Below are 21,823 nucleotides of genomic sequence, written 5' to 3' on the forward strand. Positions count from 1 at the left end.
TTTACTCCTCATTTCATATTTCCAAAATATAGTTTGTTTGAGAGTCCCACTATTGGAGAAAGATATACATAATAAGAAAAGGATTATATTTTCTTTTTTACATCTTGATTGTCAAACTGAGGGTGAATGTTATGATCAAGCGAGTATCTCAATACATTATTTTATTTTTAACGATTACTATGTACGCGTCATCTCATGCAGGAGCAACTACAATGCCCCCTGCTGAACATCATCCAAATACTGAAACTACCTCTCCTATCCAAAAAATCGCGTACTTAACATTTGATGACGGACCAAACAAATATACTACGCAAATTTTAAACATCTTAAAAGAAAAGAACGGAAAAGCAACTTTCTTTGTTATTGGTGGAAAAGTGCCACATTATAAAAAAACAATGCAACGATTAATTAAAGAGGGGCATTATATCGGACTTCACAGTATGTCACACGATGTAAAACGCCTTTACACTGGTGATCCATCCGCTTTAATTACAGAAATGGAACAAACACAAAATATTGTTCAGCAAGTTACAAAATTAAATACACATCTCGTTCGTGTCCCGTACGGTAGCATGCCTTACTTAAAAAAGAATTACCGTGATGCACTTGTATCCGCCCAGTATAAAATGTGGGATTGGACAATCGATACATATGACTGGAAAAGCTATGACACTCCTTCTGCCATACTAGAAAGAGTACGTAATCAGAGCGATGAACAAGTCGAAGTGATTTTAATGCATGACTCGAGTGTAACCGTACAAATACTGCCCAAAGTAATTGATTACTTACAGTCACAAGGATACAAACTTCTTCCCTATAATCCATCTTCTCACCTCGAAGTGAACTTTTGGAAAGACACAAGATTGTAACAGCTTTAGTGCCTATGTGCTAAAGCTGTTTTATTTTTCTCTTCCCACCCTTCCCATTTTTGTGTAAAATTTTAAATAGCGATGAATTTTCGAGGTGAATAGAAATGAAACGAATAGATCTCATTTTTAACGCAATACAAGAAGGTAATTATATAGAAGGTGTAACCGCATCAGAACTCGCTAGCCTTCTACAACTAGATCGCGCCAATGTAAGTAGCGACTTAAACAAACTTGTAAAAGATAAACGTTTATTAAAAACAAATACGCGTCCTGTTCGTTTTTATATAGAAACGAACGCTTCGTTGGAAACGCATTCAAAGGAAATGACTTCATTAGATACATTTGCAATTGAAAATACAAGCCTTAAAATCGCAATCGAAAAAGCGAAAGCTTCTATTCTCTATCCTCCAAACGGTATGCATACTTTACTGCTAGGAGAAACAGGGGTCGGAAAATCTATGTTCGCTTCTTTAATGCACGAATATGCAATTGAAGTTGAACAGCTTCCTAAAAATGCACCATTTATCGTCTTTAACTGTGCCGATTACGCAAATAATCCACAGCTACTACTGGGGCAATTATTTGGGATTAAAAAAGGAGCTTATACAGGGGCAAGTGATCAAAAAGGGTTAATTGAAAAAGCACATGAAGGGATCCTTTTCTTAGATGAAGTACATCGCCTTCCTCCCGAGGGACAAGAAATGCTTTTCACCTTTATTGACCGCGGGGTATACCGCCGCCTTGGAGAAACAGAAAATGAGCGTACAGCACAAGTATTAATCATTACTGCAACAACAGAAGAACCAAATTCATTTTTATTAAAAACATTTACAAGACGTATACCAATGACTGTTACGCTACCACCACTTCGTGAGCGTACACATAAAGAACGATTTGCTTTACTGCAACTATTTTTCACAAATGAAGCAATCCGTCTGCGAAAAGAAATTCACGTTAGTCCGAATGCAATGCGCGCTTTCGTCTTTTACAATTGCCCCAATAACATCGGGCAATTAAAAACGGATGTACAAATTGCCTGTGCGAAAGCCTACTCTGAATTTGTGACAAAGAAACGTGATTCTGTCTATGTTTCAAGTACAGATTTACCTTGGTATATGAAAGAAGGACTATTCATTGAAAGAAAGAGCCGTCATCTATACCAAATACCAAATGAAACATTTATATTTACAGGTGATGAAGGTTGGAGTAATCATAAAATAGAGAATGAAAAACGGTCTTCTATTTACGATTATATTGATTATAAATACGAAGAACTTCAAGCTCGCGGTATTGAAGAAGACGAATTAGAATTACTAATAGAAAATGATATTCAAAGCTTTTTCGTACAATATTTTAACCAAATTTCCAAAAAAACAAGTCATGAAAATGTTTTTAAAATTGTGGATCGTAATATCGTTTCCGTATGTGAAAGAATTGCGGAACTTGCTGAAAAGCATTTATCTAAGACGTTTGATGAAAAAGTATTTCTCGCTTTAAGCTTACATGTACAGACAACTCTACAACGTTTACAAGCTGGGAAACAAATTCATCACCCACAATTAAATCAAATTCGTACGAAATATAAAGACGCTTTTTCCGTAGCCATGCAATGTATTCAACTACTGGAGGACGAATTACACATAACAATGCCTATTGATGAAGCAGGCTTTTTAACAATGTTCTTCGTTGTTGATCCAATTCCTGCCTCACAAACAGAAGTAAAGGTATTAATATTAGCGCACGGCAACGGCATCGCAACAGAAATGGCAAACGTCGCAAACGAACTGCTCGGCATTGAGGAAGTAACCGGTATCGATATGCCGTTACATGAATCGCCGAAAGATTTCTTAGAGCGTGTGAAAGTGTATATGAAAACACTCCAAAATGTAAATGGACTTCTCTTACTCGTCGATATGGGCTCGCTCGCTTATATTGGTGATATATTAGAAACTGAGTTCAAAATTCCGGTACGTGTTCTTTCCATGACAAGCACTCCACATGCACTAGAAGCAGCTCGAAAAGCTCAACTTGGCTACTCGTTAGATGCATTATATGAAACAGTGAAGAACTTAACACCGTTTTACTTAAACGTACAAGAAGAAAAGAAAAAGCCACTATCACCAATGAAGTCTGTTATTTTAACAGCTTGTTTAACTGGGGAAGGCAGTGCTTTAGCTATTCAAAAAATGTTAGAGAACTATTTGCGATTTGACAAAGACTTAATTGAAGTTATTCCGATTAGTATCGTCCATGAAAAAGATTTAACGAAAATGATTGAGAATATAAAAAAAGAACGGAATATCATTTGTATCGTCACAAATTTCGATGTGCAGGTGCCATGCTTAACATACCATTTCCAAGACATTGTAAACTACACAGCGATTCAGCCAATTCAAGAATTAATTACGTATGAAGAAACATATGCAAAAATGGCTGATATTCTGGAACAACAAATGCAGCGGAACGACGGAGCATTACTTATTAAAACAATTCGTTACGCATTAAATACAATTCAAGAATTAATTTCCTTACAGCTAACTCCTGACAGCTTAATGGGTGTGATTCTGCATATGAGCTGTATGGTTGACCGTCTTCAAAAAGGAGAAAGCCTCCTCCCTCATCCAGATAAAGAGAAACGAAGACAAGATGAGTACTGGATGTATATGAAAGTGAAAAAAGCATTACAACCAATTGAAAATACATTTGAAATACAAATACCTGATGATGAAGTGTTTTATATCATGGACTTCTTCATTAAAAATCAGCCTGTAAAAAATTAATCGAAGCAGTTTTTTAAATATATCGATTTAACGATAATAAACGCTAAAATTTGCACCTTATAGAAAAAAAGGCTGTTCCAAAATATGGACAGCCTTTTTTCTACTTCTTTACTTTTCTGATTCTCCCCCTGATTTCGCCCTTCTTATTGGACTTTGTATAAACATTTACATATACATTTGTCTGAATGATTTCTTGAAGTAGGCTATCAAACGCTCTTCCCTGTAAAGGGCCTTCAAAATCTTCCACATTGACTACACCGGTCACGACTCCTTCATTTACACTAATACCTTGCTTTATTGGACCAAACAAATTTAAAATCACTGGACCTATTTGATCCGCTTTTCCTAAATGAATTTGGCATGATGTAACTTTTTCGATGTTTTTCAATATGATCCGATATTGTAATTTCTTTAAATCATCACTAAATATAAACTCTGTTACACCATAAGCTTCTGTATTTACAGGAGGTATTTCCCTCTTTCCTGTTAACCTCGCAAAGAAATGTGTTGTCATACGGGCATTCTCCTCATATAAATTTCCCAGCACTACTTCTACTACTTTATGGTTTATACATAATCATTTATGACTTTTTCAAATTTTAATTACGAAGAAAAGATTCACACAATCTTTACATTAGAATCGTTCCTTTTGCTTCACTATCTTTTGTATAATGCACATAGAAAAACATTCTCGGAGGTCGTTTTGAAAAATAACAAATACACTTTTCACACATTATTAGAGATTTTTCTCGTTTCATTTAAATTAGGAATTACTTCATTTGGTGGCCCCGTCGCCCATCTCGGCTATTTCCACCACGAATATGTACAAAAAAGAAAATGGATGGATGAACGAAGCTATGGTGATTTAGTAGCACTATGCCAATTCCTCCCTGGTCCTGCTAGCAGCCAAGTCGGTATGGGGGTTGGATTATTAAGAGGCGGGGTATTAGGAGCTATTATTTCATGGATTGGATTCACTTTACCGTCTGTGCTTGTTTTAGTTTTCTTCGCCTCATTCCTTAATCAGTTCGATCTTGGAAGTGCTGGCTGGATTCACGGACTAAAACTTGTAGCAGTCGCCATTGTTGCTCATGCCATATGGGGAATGGCACAAAAATTAACGCCAGACCGAAATCGTGCGACGATTGCGATTGTAACTGCCGCAATCGCCTTATTATGGCCAAGCAGCTGGACACAAGTCACCCTTATTATAATATCGGGCTTTATAGGCTGGTTTTTATATCGCAACCAACCAATTAGCCAATCTCAAAATATAAAAGTACCTATTTCAAAAAAAATAGCAGTTTCTTGTCTCATCTTATTCTTCGGACTATTAATACTGCTACCAATAGTAAGACCGTTCTCTTATTACATCGCTTTATTTGATAGTTTCTATCGCTCTGGTGCACTTGTATTTGGAGGCGGACACGTCGTGCTACCCCTTCTTGAAGGTGAGTTCGTACAAAACGGAATGATGACGAAAGAACAGTTCCTAGCTGGATACGGATTAACACAAGCGGTACCAGGTCCACTATTTACATTCGCCTCTTATATAGGAGCAGTTTTAAACGGGACGCTTGGAGCCATACTCGCAACAATTGCGATCTTTCTTCCTGCTTTCTTGCTCGTTATTGGTGTTTTACCATTTTGGGACATTGTGAGAAAAATCTCTTACATACAAGGTGCACTACTTGGAGTCAATGCAGCCGTTGTCGGTATTTTATTAGCAGCTTTTTATGATCCTATTTGGACAAGCACAATTATAAACGCTGTAGATTTTGTTTTTGCGTCTCTTCTATTTTGCCTGCTCGCTTTTTGGAAAACACCACCTTGGGTTATCGTTATACTCGGAGCCTTTGGCGGGTATGTTCTATCCATCTTGTAAGCAAAAAACGACGGCATTATATAGCCGTCGTTTTTCTATTAAAACTTCACAAGTTCTATTCCTTCAGGCAACTCGCTCTCTGTTAAAATACGCAATTCTTTCACACGATCCATTACGTAAGAAGAACGCTTCACAAGCTCTGGATCAATATAAGCTGGATGAACCATAATTTCTACCGTTTGTTCACCTTGTACTCTTTCTTTTAACTTCACAAAGTAATCTTCCGTCACACCATCCGCGTAAAAATCACTGTAAAACACGTCAGAAAACGGGCGTACTGCTCGCTCTTCCTCACAACGACGAATTGGAACATTATATGTAGCCGCTAACCTCTCAAGAACATCGTGCAAGATTGGTAATCCATGCACATGATGATGACTATCTAAATGAGTTGGCGATAATCCGTAAGATAGGAATTTCTCAATTTGAGCAGTCCACTCTCTCTCTACTTCTTCTGGATTTACATTCCCTTTCCATACGACGCTTTGTTTATGAAACAATCCATCACTACTTACAAGTGATGGTACGTCTCTAAGAAGTGGTTTCCCTGCTGTTAATACGAGATGTACGCCTACTCCGAGTAGGTTATACTCTTTTGCTAAGCGTACCGCATGCTCTGTTCCTGGCATATTCATCATCATTGTCGTTGAATTTACAAGTCCATTTATATGTCCATCAATAATGCCGTAATTTGTACCTTCTGTAAGACCGAAATCATCTGCATTTACAATTAACTTAATCATCATAATACCTCCTAATAGAATAAAAAAAGCGGGCTAAATAGCGCCGCTTTATTTCTCTACCTTTTTGAAGAACTGTGGAAGATATTCTTTATGTGCTTCCAACATTTCATCTAAAATTTGTTTTGCAACTTTATCTGATGGTACAAGTGGATTAATTGTCATAGCAAGCAGCGCTTTATGATAATCCCCTGTAACAGCAGCTTCAATTGTTGTGCGCTCAAATGATTTAATTTGTTGTACTAAACCGCGAACTGGTACGGGAAGATCTCCAACTGCAATTGGTTTTGGACCTTCTTTCGTAATAATACAGTTCACTTCAACAGCCGAATCATGTGGTAAGCTTGCAATTGTTCCGTTGTTTCGTGTATTAACAGGCTGAATATCACCTTTATTATTGTAAATTGACGTAATTAAGCTACATGCTGCGTCACTATAATAAGCGCCGCCACGTTTTTCTAATTGTGGTGGTTTAATATCTAAGTTCGGGTCTTTATATAACTCGAATAAATCATCTTCTAATTGTTTTACTACTTCTGCACGTGTACCTTTTTCAACAGAAGCTTCTTTCTCTTCTTCTAACATTTCACGTGTTTTGTAGTAATAACGGTGGTATGGGCATGGAATTGCACGAAGGCCGCGAATAAAGTCTGGCTCCCAGTTAAGCGCTGCAATATTTTCCATCGTAATTTGCTTTTCTGGATCTGTTACAAGCTCTAACACACGATCCATTACACTTACGCCATCTAAATATACATCTAGTCCGTATACCATATGATTTAAACCTGCGAAATCAACGTGGACACGACTTGCATCTACTTCAAGTAATCTTGCAAGACCCATACGGATTCCGATTGGAACGTTACATAGACCAACTACTCTTTGAATATTTGTATAACGAAGCACAGCTTCCGTTACCATACCAGCTGGGTTCGCGAAGTTAATTAACCATGCATTCGGACAAAGCTCCTCCATATCCTTACAAATATCTAAAATAACAGGAATCGTTCTCAGTGCTTTGAATAAACCACCAGGACCATTCGTTTCCTGACCGATTACATCATATTTTAATGGGATTGCTTCATCTTTTGCACGAGCTTCTAATAAACCTACGCGAAGCTGCGTTGTTACGAAGTCAGCATCTTTTAATGCTTCACGGCGATCAAGTGTTAAATGTACCTCGATTGGTAAACCAGATTTTTTCACCATACGTTTCGCTAAGTTACCAACGATTTCTAACTTTTCTTTTCCTGCCTCAATATCTACTAACCAAATTTCACGAACAGGAAGCTCATCATAACGCTTAATAAATCCTTCAATTAACTCTGGTGTATAACTAGATCCACCGCCGATTGTAGCAATTTTAATTCCAGTCATGCTTTATTCCCCTTTCGCTTCTAACTTTTTATAAAGGTCAATAAATTCAGCTGCTAATTCTTTTACTGTAATCGCATTCATTAAATGATCCTGTGCATGAATTAAAAGAACACTAATCTCTGTTTTTTCTCCTCTTGCTTCTGATTGTATGAGCTCTGTTTGGAAATGATGCGCTTCATTAATCGCTTCTTTCGCCTTTACCATCGCTTCATCAGCCTCTGCCATTTTCCCCTGTTTGGCAAATTGAAGTGCCTCCATCGCAAAGCTTCGTGCATTACCACTATTTAAAATTAATTGGAATGGAATTTGTTCTGCTGTAGTCATCATAATTACCGCCCTCTCTATTATGGTTCAACCGATTGAAATACCCCTTCAGTTTGAACATTTCTATTAAATTATTATTTTATGAATGATAGTTTGGTGTTCTTGTAGATGGGTCTCATCTTTCTGAACATGATATAAAGGTGATTGTTCTCACAGATAATGTTACCCGTGAGAACAATTACTATGTTACATAGGTACAGAGTTGTTATTTCCTTGTGCTGCTGCTTTTTCAGTACGAACAACAGAACGGTCAGATAATACAACGAATGGATAGTAGATTACCATCGCAATTACAAAGTTGAATAACTGTAGAATTGCACCTGAAAGATGTCCACCTGTTACAAGATAACCACTAATAATTGGTGGTGTTGCCCATGGAATCATCACAACTGTTTTTGGTACCCAACCAATAGATATTGCTGTATAAGAAGTAATTACTAATACAATTGGTGTTAGGATAAACGGTAAGAATAAAATTGGATTTAAAATAATTGGTGTACCAAAGATTACTGGTTCGTTAATATTGAATGCACCTGGTCCAATTGATAAGCGAGATACACCGCGTAATTGTGCACTTTTTGCTACAATTAATACGACCACTAAGAACGCTAATGTTGCACCAGAACCACCAAGATATACGAAAGTATCAAAGAATGGTTTTGTAATAATGTTTGGAACATCAAATGCAGATGTACCACCTTGGAATAACTTCATATTTTTCTCTAATGCCGGTAAGTATAATGGCTCAATAATACCACCAACGATATTTGGCCCATGTAAACCGAAGAACCAAAGAAGATGAACAAGGAGTACAATGATAATTGCACTTGGTAATGTCCCTGCTAAACTTTGCAGTGGTGATTGAATCGTATTAAAGATAAATTCATGAACACTTGTACCAGCTAATTTCACTGCTAATTGAATACCTGCAACTACTGTTAAGATAACAAATGCTGGAACTATAGCTGCGAAAGATCTTAAAACTGCTGGCGGTACTCCATCAGGCATTTTAAAAGTAATGTTTCTTTGTACAAAGAAACGGAATACTTCAGTAACAAGGAGTGCCACGATAATTGCTACGAATAGCCCTTGTGCCCCTGTCCAAGCTAAGTTCAATCCGCCTTCTTTCGGTGTTGTTGGCGTAAGAATAATTAACGCACCAAATGAAATAATACCTGCTGACAAACCATCAACGCCGTAAGATTTTGCTAAGTTATAACTTGTTGTAAATGCTATGATTAGTGCTAAAATTGCGAAAGAACCAGTCCACATTCCACCGCCAACTTGTTTCCACGTTTCACCAAACAAACCTTTCATGAACTCTTGGAAAGCTTCAGACGGAAAACCATTAATTAGTGATGCCAGTGCACCAACTAAAATAAGTGGCATAACTGCAATAAATCCATCACGGATCGCAGCTAAGTGACGTTGCGATCCGATTTTACCAGCTACAGGAACAATATATTTCTCCATGAATGCAATAAACTTTTGCATTTCGCTTCCCCCCTAATTATTTTTTAAGTGTTAATGCGTGATCTAAAACTGCTTCTCCATTCATCATGCCGTAGTGCATTGGATTAATAACGTCGATTCCAACGTTTCTCTCATCAGCAAGCGTTTTCATTGAAGAAAGCATGTAACGAACTTGTGGTCCTAGTAATAATACATCTGCTTGATCGATATTTGTTTTTACTGCATCCCCAGATACAGCCCAAATCTTTCCTTCTAGACCGCGAGCTTTTGCAGCCGCTTCCATTTTTGTAACTAGTAAACTTGTAGACATCCCTGCTGAGCAACATAATAAAATATTCATTTAAAAATCCCCCTTGTGTAGTATAAAAAATTTATGTTTATTTATTTTTCTTTACGCTATTTATTAATGCAATTAGCGTGCCAACTTTTTAAAACCACTAAAATCAGCACTTTTCCGACTGTTTTCTTTGTGTGTTAACGCTTTCAATTAGTGTGTCACCAAAAAAACACACAGTGTGTTATAAAACAACACGCTTTTAACACATAACTGTATGAAAATAGATTAGTGTTTAGTTGTCTAGTTGTATTCAAAACAAAAAAACACTAAAATTTTTTTAGCGTGAAAATCTATTGAAAAAATAAACCTCTCTTAAACACATTCTTCTATCTATTGTCCAAGCCACCTCTACTAAATTACATAGAATAGAATAAAATAACAAAATTCGAAAGGGGATTCCTATGCCAAAACATAGAAAACAGAACAAAATAAAGATTTATAGAATAACAAGCTATAAAAAAGACAAGCGTTCTGAATTAGACTCTGACAAATTTGAACTAGAACAACAGGAAATAGAAAATAAGCAGGATAAGCAAAACAAACAGGACAAGCAAAACAAACAGGACAAACAGGACAAACAAGACAAGCAAAACAAACAAGACAAACAGGACAAGCAAAATAAACAAGACAAGCAGGACAAACAGGACAAGCAAAATAAACAGGACAAACAGGACAAGCAAAATAAACAAGACAAGCAGGACAAGCAAAATAAACAAGATAAACAGGACAAACAAGAACAATTGGAACCTATAATAGAAACAAGTTCACACAACTTAGATGTATGGGATGCAATTTCTCTACAACAGATACAAAATGGCGAGCATACGAGTTTATTTGCAGAACAAAGTAATTATCAAAATATTACTTTGTTACAAGTAAGCGATGTCCGTTTATATTTAGACAAACAACTACAATTCAGTTCCGTTGACGAACAAATTTATCATGAAGCCCTTGTGCATCCGATTATGTCAAAAGTAATTGATCCAAAACGTGTTCTCATATTAGGTGGTGGCGATGGCCTTGCCTTACGAGAAGTTTTGAAGTATGAAACTGTGCTACATGTAGACCTTGTTGACTTAGATGGATCGATGATTGATATGGCTCGTAATGTTCCTGAATTAGTTTCTTTGAACAAAAGCGCATTTTTTGATAATCGTGTGAATGCACACGTATGCGATGCAAAGAAATTTCTGAATTCTCCTTCCTCTTTATACGATGTAATCATTATTGATTTTCCAGACCCAGCGACAGAGTTGTTAAGTACTTTATATACAAGTGAACTTTTTGCTCGTATCGCTACGTTTTTAACAGAAGATGGCGCGTTCGTCTGTCAATCTAATTCACCTGCTGATGCACCCCTTGTATATTGGAGTATCGGTAACACAATTGAACATGCTGGATTAACTGTGAAAAGTTATCATACAATCGTTCCTTCTTTTGGAACTGACTGGGGATTTCATATTGCGGCTAATTCTGAATATGTACTTGATCAAATTGAGCAATTATATGTTGTACCAACTCCTCAAACATTACCTTCTCTTCTTTCTCCCTTATTTCAATTTAAAGAAGAACATCTCGAACAGCGTAACCTTGCCCTTTTAAATTCAGAATCAAACCTTATCCTACATCAGTGTTATAAAAAAGAAATGGAGTTTTAACGATATTATAGTGAGGAGTGCTATCTTATGGAATACTCTACTTTCGGTAAGCATATAATAGTAGATTTATGGGGAGTGGACTTTTCCCTATTAGATGATGTTCACTTTTTAGAATATCATTTAGTTACCGCTGCTGATCACTCAGGTGCCCATGTTTTAAACGTAAGTGCAAAAGAATTCGAACCGTACGGTGTTACTGTCTTAGTTTTACTATCAGAAAGCCACCTTTCTATTCACACTTATCCAGAAAAAAACTTTGCAGCCGTTGACTGTTATACGTGTGGTACGACCGTTGAACCGCAAATAGCGATTGATTATATCGTAAGTATATTAAAACCAAATGAGATGAATATAAAAAAACTAATTCGTGGTATAGGAGAGATTGTTACAACCGATTAATTATCACTCTTACTCATTTGTGAAAAAGGAGGATTGTAAATACCATCAGTGGAACGACCATTCCACTGATGGTACAGAAACATACATATTTTTTCACCTTAATTGATGGTTTAATCTCTCGATTTTTCGCTTCCAGTATAACATCATCATAAACCATATAATGAAGTAAATAACAATAAAACTTCCTATACAAACAAGAATCGGACCGAAACGATTTGAAACCCATCCAATCCAAATGGCTGTAGGCAAAAATGTTCCTATTCATTTTTACATAAACCTGGAAATAATAAATATAATCCTGCGTAAGTGGTTTTTGTTTCGTCATAACTGTCTCTTAATACAACATAAAAAAACCTTGCATACGCAAGGTTCATTCAGACATCGACATCTTCCTATATAATTCTACAAATTCACTCGCTAATTCCTTCACCGTAATTGCATTCATTAAATGATCTTGCGCGTGCACCATCAGAAGGGTAACTTCGGTCTTTTCACCACCAGCTTCTTTCTGTATGAGATCCGTTTGTACACGGTGTGCCTCTTTTAATTCATCTAACGCTTCTTGTAATTTAGCTTCTGCTTCTGTAAATTCCCCACGCTTTGCGCAATCAATTGCTTCCATTGAACAACTTCTCGCATTTCCCCCATGCAAAATTAAATGAAAAGCTTTCGTCTCTATCGTATCCATTTTACTTCTTTACTCCCCCTTTTCTTCCGCTACTTTTTGTTTATCCCATATTTTTAAGAACGGTAAATAAATGAAGAATGCAAGCGCAAAATTAACAAGTTGTAACACAACACCTGAAATTTTCCCACCCGATCCTAAATATCCGCTAAACAGAATCGGTGTCGTCCAAGGAACAGCAGCCCCGCTCGGACGAGCAACTAATCCCCATTCCATTGCAAAGTAAGAAACAATTGTTAACACAACTGGAACCAATATAAATGGAATTAGTAAAATTGGGTTCATGACAATCGGCATACCAAAAGTTACCATCTCATTAATGTTAAATATACCAGGTGCAATTGACAATCTACCTAAACTTTTTAATTGCTGACTTCGTGCAAACAATAACATTCCAATAACTAAAGCAAGTGTCGCACCAGATCCGCCCATATAAATCCATAAATCAAAAAACTGTGCAGTAATCGTATTTGGTATATCTTGCCCTGCTTGGTAAGCAACTCGGTTTTGATCCATTAACGACAACCAAACCGGACTCATTACACCACCAACAATAGTAGCTCCATGAATTCCACATGACCAAAGAACATGAACGAGAATAACAGCTATTATTGCGCCCCAAAGACTAGCACCAAGTACACTAAGTGGTTCCTGTAAAATTTGCCCCACAATATTATGGATACTGCCAAAAGAAGTATTTTCTATAATTAAGCGTAAAATCCAAATAACCGTTACAACAATAAATCCTGGAACAAGCGCGGCAAATGAACGTGTCACAGCTGGCGGAACTGTCTCTGGCATCTTTATAATTATCTTTTTTTGTACAATAAACCGATAAAGTTCAGTAGATATAAGTGCAATAATCATTGCTACAAATAACCCTTGGCTTCCCATTAACGCAGCTGGGATAGCACCTTCTACAAGTACACTCTCTTTTGTACTTGGTATAATATATGCAACTTGAAATGGCGTCGCAAGTAAAAACGTCACAAGCGACAATGCCCCGGATGCTAAAGCGTCCACTTTATAATATTCTCCAAGTCTGTAAGCGATTCCAAAAACAGCTATTAAAGCCATTATATTAAAAGTTGCACTAACTGGATACCCCAAAGCCCTCTGCCAATTCTCCCCAAACAAACCTGCCATAAAATCATTATAACCTGGTATTGGTAAAGCACTAATGATGAGGAAAAATGATCCTATAATTAAGAAAGGCATCGTCAATACAAGTCCATCACGAATTGCTAGCAAATGCCTCTGTTCTGCAACCTTTCCCGCTACTGGCATTACATATTTCTCTAAAAACCGTATCATCTATCCCACTCTCCTCATGGTTTCATTGACAAAGCTGCTTGTAAGATAGCTTCTCCATTACAAAGCCCGTAATGGACAGATTGAATGACATCAACAGGTACTCCCTTCTCCTTACATAACTCTTTCATTTTCGGTAATAAATAACGTACTTGTGGTCCAAGTAAAAGTACGTCAGCTTCATCTATGTGACTATTTACTTCAGAACCTGATACTGCCCAAATCTTTACCTCTATCCCTTTTGCCTCTGCTGCTTTCTCCATTTTAGTAACAATCAAACTGGAAGACATTCCCGCTGCACAGCAAAGTAAAATATTCATCCCTTTTCCCTCCCCCCTTTTTCCAAACCTAAGTTACGGTGCATCCTTTGCCACCACTAGGTTACAAATATATATGTCTAGATTTCCTGCTGTATGCCGAGCTCAAAAACAAAAATTTCTCGTTTTTCACGCTATTCCATCTATCGGTATTTTCCTAGTAAAGAGGGCTCTAACTCGCTATAATAATTCAGTATGATTTTTTTAATTGATAGGAGGATATATTTATGAAGGCATATCGCTTTCCGCTTATTTTATTATCTTCTATCCTAATTGGTGGTTTCATTGGTTATTTCATGGGTGCCGATGCCGTTGCTTTAAAGCCGCTTGGTGACATTTTCTTAAACTTAATGTTTACGATTGTTGTACCTTTAGTGTTCTTTAGCATCGCGTCATCTATTGCTAATATGGATGGATTAAAACGTTTCGGTAAAATTATGTCTAGTATGGCTGGAACTTTCTTATTTACAAGTATTTTAGCTGCTATTTTTATGATTATTGTCGTGAAAGTATTTCCGCCAGCACAAGGTGTTGTATTAGAACTAACGCAGCCCGATAAAGCTGAAAAAGCTGTTAGTGTTGCGGATCAAATTGTTGGTATTATAACAGTATCTGATTTCTCGAAGTTACTATCTCGTGAAAATATGTTAGCTCTTATTTTCTTCTCTATTTTAATGGGGGTTGCAACTTCAGCAGTTGGTGAAAAAGGAAAACCATTCGCTACATTCTTACAAGCTGGTGCAGAAATTTCAATGAAAGTTGTATCTTTCATTATGTACTACGCTCCAATCGGACTTGCTGCTTACTTCGCGGCATTAGTTGGTGAATTCGGACCACAACTTCTTGGAACTTATTTCCGAGCAGCAATGGTATACTATCCAGCGTCTCTCATTTACTTCTTTGTATTCTTCACGTTCTATGCATACCTTGCGGGTCGCAAACAAGGTGTACAATTATTTTGGAAGAACATGGTCTCTCCTACAGTTACATCTCTTGCAACTTGTAGTAGTGCCGCAAGTATTCCAGCGAACTTAGAAGCAACGAAGAAAATGGGTATCTCTTCTGACGTTCGTGAAACAGTTGTCCTTCTTGGATCTACACTTCATAAAGACGGATCTGTTTTAGGTGGCGTATTAAAAATTGCTTTCTTATTCGGTATTTTCAACATGGAATTCGAAGGACCGAAAACATTAGCAATTGCACTTGTTGTTTCTCTATTAGTAGGAACAGTAATGGGCGCCATTCCAGGTGGTGGTATGATTGGTGAAATGTTAATCGTTTCTCTATACGGCTTCCCGCCAGAAGCATTGCCAATTATCGCAGCAATTAGTACAATCATTGATCCTCCTGCAACGATGTTAAACGTAACAGCAGATAACGCTTGTGCCGTAATGACAGCTCGCCTTGTAGAAGGTAAAAACTGGATCAAAAATAAATTTGCTTAATAAAATGGAAAGAGGATGCTCCAAACGAGCATCCTCTTTTTTGTTGTGATAAATATATCGAAATAATCCATTCCGCCACAAATTTGTTATAATCTTCACAAATATTCCACACCTATTATCCATTCTCCGTACTATAATCATGTATGGAAAAGGAGATGGACATAATGACTCAAAGCGCACCAGAATTTAAAATTTTGCAAAGCATTGCATTCCTTGCTGTCGTTTTGCAAAGTTCCTTATTATACACAATGCATCAAGGAAATGTCTTACTTGAGCAATCCCTCATTATGGGCATGCTATTCAACCTTGCAAAATTTTCAGCACCTGCATTCATATTTATCGTTGGCTTTCACTTAATTCGGCAATATACAAAGCAACTAGCCTATACAGAATATATTTATGAAAAAGCCGCACATTTACTCATTCCTTATTTCTTCTGGTCTATTCTTTACTTATTAACAACAAACGATATGATTACACTACAAAGCGGAATAAAAAGTTTATTACTCGGAACAGCCGCGCCCCATCTTTGGTACGTGATTATGATGTTCCAAATTCATTTATTGTTCCCTTTGCTGTGCACACTATTTTATTGGTTTCAAAAACGAACAGAAAATAAAAAAGACATATATAAATATATGACCATCTTTGCTTCTCTATATTTCCTCTTAATGTGGTATTCTTCTCACTACATTTTTAATGGAGAGAAATTGACTAGCTCAACCATTTTACATTATACAGATCGTTCCTTCTTCTTCTACTCATTCTATTTCGTCATGGGAGGAATCGCTGCTGTCGCACTAAAAACTTGGCGTTTATTTGTCATGAAACATATCCCGCTTATAACAATGTTATTTTTCGTCTTATTTCTATTCATCAATTATGAGTTATTTAGTTTTTACGGAGCAAACTCTATTCATTTAACCGTTTCGACTTATTTAAAACCGTCTATGTTTTTATATATTGTATGCGAAATTATCATACTTTACGTTCTGTCTATTACAATCGTACAGCGACGCGGTTTCTTGTATAAAGCTTTACGATTTATCGGGAATTACACATATGGTGCTTATTTAGCTCACTTTTTCTTCTTACAACTATGTACAAAATTTCTTTCTTTATTTACACTGCAAGAAAACACAATATTATATAGCCTATTATTATTTACAATAACGGCCACAATCTCGATTTCAGCAATGGTCATTTGCAGTACACTACCATTTCACACATGGATTACAGGGCCTTCCCCTACGACAAATATGAAATGGGCTAAGATTGTACTTCGGAAAAATCAAGAAAAAGTATTCAAACCATATCTTTGATATAATAGAATTCCATACAAGAAAAGAAAGTAGGACACACACCTATGATTAATCAAATTGGACAAATTATGTTATATGTAAATAATCAAGATGAAGCAGTACAATTTTGGACTGAGACAGTAGGATTCCAAATGATTGCAGAAGAAAATAACGGACAAGGGTTTCGCTGGATTGAAATTGCACCAACGAAGGAAGCAGGCACAAGCATCGTCCTTCACGATAAAGCGTTAATTGCGAAGATGCAACCTGAATTAAACTTACATACGCCTTCACTTATGTTCTTCTCTAATAACTTAGATCAACTGTATAAAGATCTTTCTGAGAAAAACGTTATAGTTGGACAAGTTGTAGATTTACCTACAGGTAGAGCATTCAACTTTGCTGATAATGAAAATAATTACTTTGCGGTAATGGAACGTAAATAAAAAAGGAGCTATCCTAAAAAAACGGATAGCTTCTTTCATTTTAAGAAACTTGTTCTGCATTCGTTTCCCTATGTTGTATATGACTCGTGATCCAAGCAATTCCGCCAGCAACAACGAGATAGCATAACAATATTAAAATTTGCATTTGTAATTGTGACCAATCTCCTAAAGAGATAACATCTTGTAATCCTCTAAGAGAATGGGACATTGGGAGAAACTGTCCAATTTTGCTAAGAACAGCTATATTTAATTCTCCTGGGAAAGTCCCTCCGCTCGTCGCTAATTGCAGGACGAGAAGTGTTACTGCTAAGAACTTTCCAACGAGACCAAATACCGTTACTAACATAAGAATAAATGTCATGAACGTAAAGGAAATAACGATACTTGATAAAACAAAGAGTGGCACACTTGCAACTTCTAATTTCATAACTCCTAGCACAGCCACATCCACAAGTAATGCTTGAATAAGTCCAATTAAATATACCAATCCTAGTTTATTAATAAAATGTACTGTTCCGCTTACCTTCATATTTTGTCTACGGCCAAGAGGTAAAATATTCGATGCCATAATTCCACCAACATAAAATGCCAGTGATAAAAAGTATGGTGCAATGCCTGAACCGTAGTTAGGCACATCAGAAACTGTCGACTTCACTAACTGAACCGGCTCTGAGAACATCGTATTACGGGCATCATCATTGCGAACATCCGCTATCTTCTCTGCGCCCTCTCCTAATTTTGTAGAAAGTTCTTTCGCACCATCGTCAAGTTTAACAAGTCCGTTCGTTAACTGATCAGCCCCGTGATTCAGCTCTGTTCCGCCACTTGCAAGATGATTTACACCTTCTTGCAGGGATGTAAATCCATTTCCCCACTTCGTAAATCCATCTGCTACATTTGCTGCACCATCTGCTATCTTTTTCGTTCCAGCAGTAGCTTCGCTTAACTTAACTCCGAATGTATTCATACCTTCTTCAATCTTATTCTGACCTTCAGCGAGCTTCTTCGCTCCTTGTGTCAATTGTTGTTGGCTATTATTTAAAGTGTTTACTGCTTTAGCTAATCCGTTAGAAGTAGCAATCATCTTTTGAAAAGCAGGATCTTGCTGCACTTCCGGATGACTTTTCACGTACTCTTCTAATTGTTGTTTTACACTATTTGCTGCATTGTCCGCTTTCACTTGCCCTTCAGCAAGTTTCTCACTTCCGTTCACCCATTCATTTGTACCAGCACTTAATTCACTAACCCCTGATTGTAAAGTTTTTTCACCTTGAGCTAATAACGCCATACCACTATGAAGTGAGGTTGCCCCTTCACTCAGCTCATTTGCGCCGCCACTTAAGGCAGATTGGCTAGAAGCAAGTTTTTCACTTCCCTCTTTCACTTTTGATGCCCCGTCACTTAAACGATGAATACCATCTGCAAGCTGATTCGCCCCATTTTTTGCATCTGTCGTTCCTTCATGCAGCTTCTCAGCACCATTACTTGCATCACTCAATCCTTGTGCCAAATCTTGAAACTTTGAAAAGACACCTTCTGTATAAGATTTCGTAATACTATTTGAAATTTTTGTTTTCATATTTTCAACAGCTGTCGTTCCAATTTGAGCTGCTACAAAGTTTTTACCCGGATTTACTTTGTACTGAAGCTGCGCTGGCTCTGGTTTCTCATCCATAAGTGTACTTACCTTCTTAGAGAAATCCTCTGGAATCGTAACGACCATATAATACTTATCTTCTTTTAACCCTTCATCAGCATTTTTTTCTGACACGAAATGAAAAGCTAGTTCCTTATTCTCTTTTAAATTTTTGACAAAATCGTCTCCTGCATGAATTGTTTTTTCATCCATCGCAGCACCTTTATCTAAATTTACAATTGCAACAGGTAATTTATCTAATCGTCCGTATGGATCCCAATATCCAGCTAAAAAGAATCCTGAATAAATTAAAGGAACGATTATTAAAAAAATTAAAGCGATACGTCCATGTTTATGATGCCACATCGCTTTCCAATCTTTAAATATAAGTTGAATTCCCTTCATGAAACATACTCCTTCTCCTAATTTAACACCATTAGAATGGTTTAACAGATTTACTATACACGCCCATTTTCATACTGTATAATACATCTTTAATTATCAATTCATTCCTTTTGGTCTATAGAAAGGAGAGTCAAAATGGAACTTCTTCAATTAAAATACTTTCAGACAGTCGCACGATTAGAACATATGACAAAAGCCGCTGAAGAACTGCATATCGCACAACCTTCACTTAGCAAAACAATCGCTAGATTAGAAAAGGACTTAGGCGTCCCGCTATTTGATCGCCAAGGCCGACAGATTACATTAAACTCTTTTGGGAAAGTATTTTTAAAACGAGTAGAGCGCATTTTTCATGAATTAAGTGAAGGCGAACGAGAAATTAAAGATTTAGCTGAATTACAACAATGCTCTATTACACTGGCCGTTTCTATTCCGAGAATATTACCAGAACTACTCGGTTCTTTTTTACTAGAACATCCTAACGTTCGATTCCAACAATTTCTCGCATCTACTCCTTCTATGAAGCGACAACTAGATAATATAGAAATTGACTTTTGCATTTCTTCTGTGCCAATTGAAGCCGAGGAAATTATGTGGGAACCACTTATTACAGAAGAAATTTTCTTAGTTGTCCCTTCAGGTCATCGTTTATCAGGACGCGAAAGTATCCATCTGCATGAAGTAAAAGACGAACCATTTATTAGTATGAACACTGGTTACGGATTTCGGCACTTAACGGATGAATTTTGTAAAGAAGCTGGCTTCACTCCACATATTGCTTTTGAAGTAGATGAACCGACCGTGATTAGCGACCTTATTAAGCAAGGTCTCGGCATCGCCTTTGTCCCAAGTTTAACTTTATTAAAAAACTCTACTTTAGCATTAAATAAGTTACGTATTATTGAACCGCATTGCGAGAGAACTATCGGATTAAGTTGGTCGAAGAAACGCTACTTATCAAAAACCGCTCAACAATTCCGTAAATTCGTAATTGACTACTTCTCCAATATTAGAACGTAAAATTATATTGACTTAGTAAAAAATAAAAGGTGCCACCCCCAAAGGGTGACACCTTTTATTTCTTACTCTTCTCCAATTCCATTTCCGCTAAAAGCGGCAATACGTTATCGAAAATATGCGTATTATTATTTTCACCTGTTACATATCCACCGTAATATCTACTAAATATATTGTCATTTCGGAATGTGGCCATATGATCATATAATTCCTTTGCAAACTTTGTATCACCTGTTTGTAGTACGTACAAGATCGTTAGTCCGTATGCGGCTGGCGATTCATAATTCACAGTTTGTTTTCCCGTTTCTAAATTGTAACGACCGTATAGCTTTCCATCCTTCTGGAACTTCTTCTTGATAAATTCCAAATAAGCATCTGATGAAAGGCCACCTAAACTTCGATGATATGCAACGTATGATTGGTCAATAAGATTTACTTCTTTATCGTACGTAAATGTACCATCTTCTTTATACTCTTTTGGGAATGCCCAGCCATGCCTTGGATAATCCGCTAAAAATTGAACGCCTTCCTGATATTGCTGAGCAGAAACTTTGCCGTACTTTTTCATATACGAGAATGCGTGTGGATTTATGTATGATGTAGTTGCAAAATTATTTTGTTTACCTGCATCTGCATCATAATAATCAACGTAATAATTATCTTTCCTATTATAACGAATTACAGCGTCACTCAATTGATCTGCCAAATTTTTATAACGCTCTTCCTTGTACATATCATAAGCACGATATAATTGTTCTATAATACGAAGATCATCTATAAGTGCATTTGTAGCTGACTGCATTTCTCCCTTTTCAGAGATTTTCCATATAACAATATGATCCTTATGTACAAAGCTATTTTGAATAACCTTAACTTGTTCATCGAATAACGCTTGATCGTCTTTATCCAATGTATATTGTAGCCATAGTCCTGCTGATTCCGATAAAGCTTCACGGCCTTTCGCTTCACCCGTACCTGCCTTTGTATCCGCTAAACGATATGTGGCAAGCGTCCCATTTTCATTCACCATATGTCTTAAAATAAAATGTTCTGTACGGTTTCCTTGTATAGCTGACCAAAATACAATGCCACCTAAAGCGATTAAGAGAATAACTCCAATCCCTATATATAAACGTTTCCGCAATCTTTTCACCTCCCTAATAAGGCTAGCCTTAATTTTACCAGAACATACGTAAAATTAAAAAAGACAATCTATTAGATTGTCTCCCGTGCCTCTATCCCTCACAAGCCTCTTTAGAAGGTCTATATAGCGATGCCACAAGTCGATCATATTCACGACGCGTAATCTCTTTATTATACAGCTTCAATAATAAATCTCTATGCTCTTTTGAAAATGCCATCTTTTTAATGACTTCAGGATACATAAAACATCCTCTCCATTTCACATAAACTTCTTC

At 36.8% G+C, this 21,823-nt stretch carries 21 protein-coding genes and 1 pseudogene; 9 read left to right on the forward strand and 13 right to left on the reverse strand.

Features of this window, described 5'->3' with window-relative positions:
• The first annotated feature begins 131 nt into the window (after nt 1-131).
• Together DN393_RS19055 and DN393_RS19060 are read left to right on the forward strand one after the other, a co-directional pair.
• Nucleotides 132-869 carry a polysaccharide deacetylase family protein gene (locus tag DN393_RS19055; protein WP_149173764.1) on the forward strand — a complete coding sequence of 246 codons (738 nt, stop codon included), beginning with the start codon at nt 132-134 and terminating at the stop codon, nt 867-869.
• Nucleotides 870-973: 104 nt separating this feature from the next.
• Nucleotides 974-3,649, forward strand: a complete 2,676-nt coding sequence (locus DN393_RS19060; RefSeq protein WP_103655674.1) for a sigma-54-dependent transcriptional regulator — start codon at nt 974-976, stop codon at nt 3,647-3,649.
• A gap of 100 nt (nt 3,650-3,749) precedes the next feature.
• On the opposite strand, the gene exsM is transcribed toward DN393_RS19060, so the two are convergent.
• Nucleotides 3,750-4,163 carry an exosporium regulatory protein ExsM gene (gene exsM, locus DN393_RS19065; protein ID WP_064476189.1) on the reverse strand — a complete coding sequence of 138 codons (414 nt, stop codon included), beginning with the start codon at nt 4,161-4,163 and terminating at the stop codon, nt 3,750-3,752.
• A 189-nt stretch (nt 4,164-4,352) separates the two neighbouring features.
• Here exsM and DN393_RS19070 point away from each other — a divergent pair, with 189 nt between their 5' ends.
• A complete protein-coding gene (locus tag DN393_RS19070; protein ID WP_149173765.1) occupies nt 4,353-5,534 on the forward strand; it encodes a chromate transporter in 1,182 nt (393 codons plus the stop codon).
• Between the two features lie 38 nt (nt 5,535-5,572).
• Here the strand turns inward: DN393_RS19070 and chbG are convergent, their stop codons facing one another.
• From chbG to DN393_RS19095, 5 genes are all read right to left on the reverse strand, one after another.
• On the reverse strand, nt 5,573-6,277 hold the full coding sequence (gene chbG, locus DN393_RS19075; protein WP_088047794.1) for a chitin disaccharide deacetylase: 705 nt from the start codon (nt 6,275-6,277) through the stop codon (nt 5,573-5,575).
• 48 nt (nt 6,278-6,325) lie between these two features.
• Complete coding sequence (celF, locus tag DN393_RS19080; RefSeq protein ID WP_000145757.1) at nt 6,326-7,651, reverse strand: 6-phospho-beta-glucosidase; 1,326 nt, start codon at nt 7,649-7,651, stop codon at nt 6,326-6,328.
• Between the two features lie 3 nt (nt 7,652-7,654).
• Nucleotides 7,655-7,978, reverse strand: a complete 324-nt coding sequence (locus DN393_RS19085; protein WP_000989050.1) for a PTS lactose/cellobiose transporter subunit IIA — start codon at nt 7,976-7,978, stop codon at nt 7,655-7,657.
• 183 nt (nt 7,979-8,161) lie between these two features.
• A complete protein-coding gene (celB, locus tag DN393_RS19090; RefSeq protein WP_064476185.1) occupies nt 8,162-9,469 on the reverse strand; it encodes a PTS cellobiose transporter subunit IIC in 1,308 nt (435 codons plus the stop codon).
• A 16-nt stretch (nt 9,470-9,485) separates the two neighbouring features.
• Entirely contained in the window at nt 9,486-9,788 is a 303-nt protein-coding gene (locus DN393_RS19095; protein WP_001023569.1) for a PTS sugar transporter subunit IIB, read from the reverse strand.
• Between the two features lie 398 nt (nt 9,789-10,186).
• Here DN393_RS19095 and DN393_RS19100 point away from each other — a divergent pair, with 398 nt between their 5' ends.
• Both DN393_RS19100 and speD read left to right on the forward strand, forming a co-directional pair.
• On the forward strand, nt 10,187-11,443 hold the full coding sequence (locus tag DN393_RS19100; RefSeq protein ID WP_149173766.1) for a polyamine aminopropyltransferase: 1,257 nt from the start codon (nt 10,187-10,189) through the stop codon (nt 11,441-11,443).
• A 27-nt stretch (nt 11,444-11,470) separates the two neighbouring features.
• Entirely contained in the window at nt 11,471-11,842 is a 372-nt protein-coding gene (gene speD, locus DN393_RS19105; RefSeq protein WP_064476183.1) for an adenosylmethionine decarboxylase, read from the forward strand.
• A gap of 93 nt (nt 11,843-11,935) precedes the next feature.
• On the opposite strand, the pseudogene DN393_RS19110 reads toward speD, so the two are convergent.
• From DN393_RS19110 to DN393_RS19125, 4 genes and pseudogenes are all read right to left on the reverse strand, one after another.
• A pseudogene (locus tag DN393_RS19110) lies at nt 11,936-12,103 on the reverse strand (DUF3021 family protein); the annotation flags it as partial.
• Between the two features lie 109 nt (nt 12,104-12,212).
• Nucleotides 12,213-12,530 carry a PTS lactose/cellobiose transporter subunit IIA gene (locus tag DN393_RS19115; protein ID WP_064476181.1) on the reverse strand — a complete coding sequence of 106 codons (318 nt, stop codon included), beginning with the start codon at nt 12,528-12,530 and terminating at the stop codon, nt 12,213-12,215.
• A 9-nt stretch (nt 12,531-12,539) separates the two neighbouring features.
• Nucleotides 12,540-13,841, reverse strand: coding sequence for a PTS cellobiose transporter subunit IIC (gene celB / locus DN393_RS19120; RefSeq protein ID WP_064476180.1), 1,302 nt, complete (start codon nt 13,839-13,841; stop codon nt 12,540-12,542).
• Nucleotides 13,842-13,855: 14 nt separating this feature from the next.
• On the reverse strand, nt 13,856-14,158 hold the full coding sequence (locus DN393_RS19125) for a PTS sugar transporter subunit IIB (RefSeq protein ID WP_048563423.1): 303 nt from the start codon (nt 14,156-14,158) through the stop codon (nt 13,856-13,858).
• A gap of 224 nt (nt 14,159-14,382) precedes the next feature.
• On the opposite strand from DN393_RS19125, the gene DN393_RS19130 reads away from it, so the two are divergent.
• The 3 genes from DN393_RS19130 to DN393_RS19140 all read left to right on the forward strand — a co-directional run bounded on the left by DN393_RS19130 (nt 14,383) and on the right by DN393_RS19140 (nt 17,347).
• On the forward strand, nt 14,383-15,600 hold the full coding sequence (locus tag DN393_RS19130) for a dicarboxylate/amino acid:cation symporter (protein WP_000649365.1): 1,218 nt from the start codon (nt 14,383-14,385) through the stop codon (nt 15,598-15,600).
• A 164-nt stretch (nt 15,601-15,764) separates the two neighbouring features.
• Nucleotides 15,765-16,922: an acyltransferase gene (locus tag DN393_RS19135; protein WP_098103010.1), complete on the forward strand. Its 1,158-nt coding sequence runs from the start codon at nt 15,765-15,767 to the stop codon at nt 16,920-16,922.
• Nucleotides 16,923-16,966: 44 nt separating this feature from the next.
• On the forward strand, nt 16,967-17,347 hold the full coding sequence (locus DN393_RS19140) for a VOC family protein (RefSeq protein ID WP_098103009.1): 381 nt from the start codon (nt 16,967-16,969) through the stop codon (nt 17,345-17,347).
• Nucleotides 17,348-17,387: 40 nt separating this feature from the next.
• Here DN393_RS19140 and DN393_RS19145 read toward each other — a convergent pair whose 3' ends face one another.
• A complete protein-coding gene (locus DN393_RS19145; protein WP_149173767.1) occupies nt 17,388-19,388 on the reverse strand; it encodes a YhgE/Pip domain-containing protein in 2,001 nt (666 codons plus the stop codon).
• Nucleotides 19,389-19,523: 135 nt separating this feature from the next.
• On the opposite strand from DN393_RS19145, the gene DN393_RS19150 reads away from it, so the two are divergent.
• A complete protein-coding gene (locus tag DN393_RS19150) occupies nt 19,524-20,408 on the forward strand; it encodes a LysR family transcriptional regulator (protein ID WP_064476176.1) in 885 nt (294 codons plus the stop codon).
• 55 nt (nt 20,409-20,463) lie between these two features.
• On the opposite strand, the gene DN393_RS19155 is transcribed toward DN393_RS19150, so the two are convergent.
• Complete coding sequence (locus DN393_RS19155; RefSeq protein ID WP_149173768.1) at nt 20,464-21,549, reverse strand: transcriptional regulator; 1,086 nt, start codon at nt 21,547-21,549, stop codon at nt 20,464-20,466.
• Nucleotides 21,550-21,640: 91 nt separating this feature from the next.
• Nucleotides 21,641-21,790 carry a hypothetical protein gene (locus tag DN393_RS31625; RefSeq protein WP_000283173.1) on the reverse strand — a complete coding sequence of 50 codons (150 nt, stop codon included), beginning with the start codon at nt 21,788-21,790 and terminating at the stop codon, nt 21,641-21,643.
• Nucleotides 21,791-21,823 lie beyond the last annotated feature (33 nt).

Source organism: Bacillus sp. BPN334, from assembly GCF_008368885.1.
GTDB lineage: Bacteria > Bacillota > Bacilli > Bacillales > Bacillaceae_G > Bacillus_A > Bacillus_A wiedmannii.

What these genes read in the sequence shown, in the direction of transcription:
- DN393_RS19055 (WP_149173764.1), top strand. Translation starts at nt 132, where the DNA reads ATGATCAAGCGAGTATCTCAATACATTATTTTATTTTTAACGATTACT.
- DN393_RS19060 (WP_103655674.1), top strand. Translation starts at nt 974, where the DNA reads ATGAAACGAATAGATCTCATTTTTAACGCAATACAAGAAGGTAATTAT.
- exsM (WP_064476189.1), bottom strand. Translation starts at nt 4,163, where the DNA reads ATGACAACACATTTCTTTGCGAGGTTAACAGGAAAGAGGGAAATACCT.
- chbG (WP_088047794.1), bottom strand. Translation starts at nt 6,277, where the DNA reads ATGATTAAGTTAATTGTAAATGCAGATGATTTCGGTCTTACAGAAGGT.
- celF (WP_000145757.1), bottom strand. Translation starts at nt 7,651, where the DNA reads ATGACTGGAATTAAAATTGCTACAATCGGCGGTGGATCTAGTTATACA.
- DN393_RS19085 (WP_000989050.1), bottom strand. Translation starts at nt 7,978, where the DNA reads ATGATGACTACAGCAGAACAAATTCCATTCCAATTAATTTTAAATAGT.
- celB (WP_064476185.1), bottom strand. Translation starts at nt 9,469, where the DNA reads ATGCAAAAGTTTATTGCATTCATGGAGAAATATATTGTTCCTGTAGCT.
- DN393_RS19095 (WP_001023569.1), bottom strand. Translation starts at nt 9,788, where the DNA reads ATGAATATTTTATTATGTTGCTCAGCAGGGATGTCTACAAGTTTACTA.
- DN393_RS19100 (WP_149173766.1), top strand. Translation starts at nt 10,187, where the DNA reads ATGCCAAAACATAGAAAACAGAACAAAATAAAGATTTATAGAATAACA.
- speD (WP_064476183.1), top strand. Translation starts at nt 11,471, where the DNA reads ATGGAATACTCTACTTTCGGTAAGCATATAATAGTAGATTTATGGGGA.
- DN393_RS19115 (WP_064476181.1), bottom strand. Translation starts at nt 12,530, where the DNA reads ATGGATACGATAGAGACGAAAGCTTTTCATTTAATTTTGCATGGGGGA.
- celB (WP_064476180.1), bottom strand. Translation starts at nt 13,841, where the DNA reads ATGATACGGTTTTTAGAGAAATATGTAATGCCAGTAGCGGGAAAGGTT.
- DN393_RS19125 (WP_048563423.1), bottom strand. Translation starts at nt 14,158, where the DNA reads ATGAATATTTTACTTTGCTGTGCAGCGGGAATGTCTTCCAGTTTGATT.
- DN393_RS19130 (WP_000649365.1), top strand. Translation starts at nt 14,383, where the DNA reads ATGAAGGCATATCGCTTTCCGCTTATTTTATTATCTTCTATCCTAATT.
- DN393_RS19135 (WP_098103010.1), top strand. Translation starts at nt 15,765, where the DNA reads ATGACTCAAAGCGCACCAGAATTTAAAATTTTGCAAAGCATTGCATTC.
- DN393_RS19140 (WP_098103009.1), top strand. Translation starts at nt 16,967, where the DNA reads ATGATTAATCAAATTGGACAAATTATGTTATATGTAAATAATCAAGAT.
- DN393_RS19145 (WP_149173767.1), bottom strand. Translation starts at nt 19,388, where the DNA reads ATGAAGGGAATTCAACTTATATTTAAAGATTGGAAAGCGATGTGGCAT.
- DN393_RS19150 (WP_064476176.1), top strand. Translation starts at nt 19,524, where the DNA reads ATGGAACTTCTTCAATTAAAATACTTTCAGACAGTCGCACGATTAGAA.
- DN393_RS31625 (WP_000283173.1), bottom strand. Translation starts at nt 21,790, where the DNA reads ATGTATCCTGAAGTCATTAAAAAGATGGCATTTTCAAAAGAGCATAGA.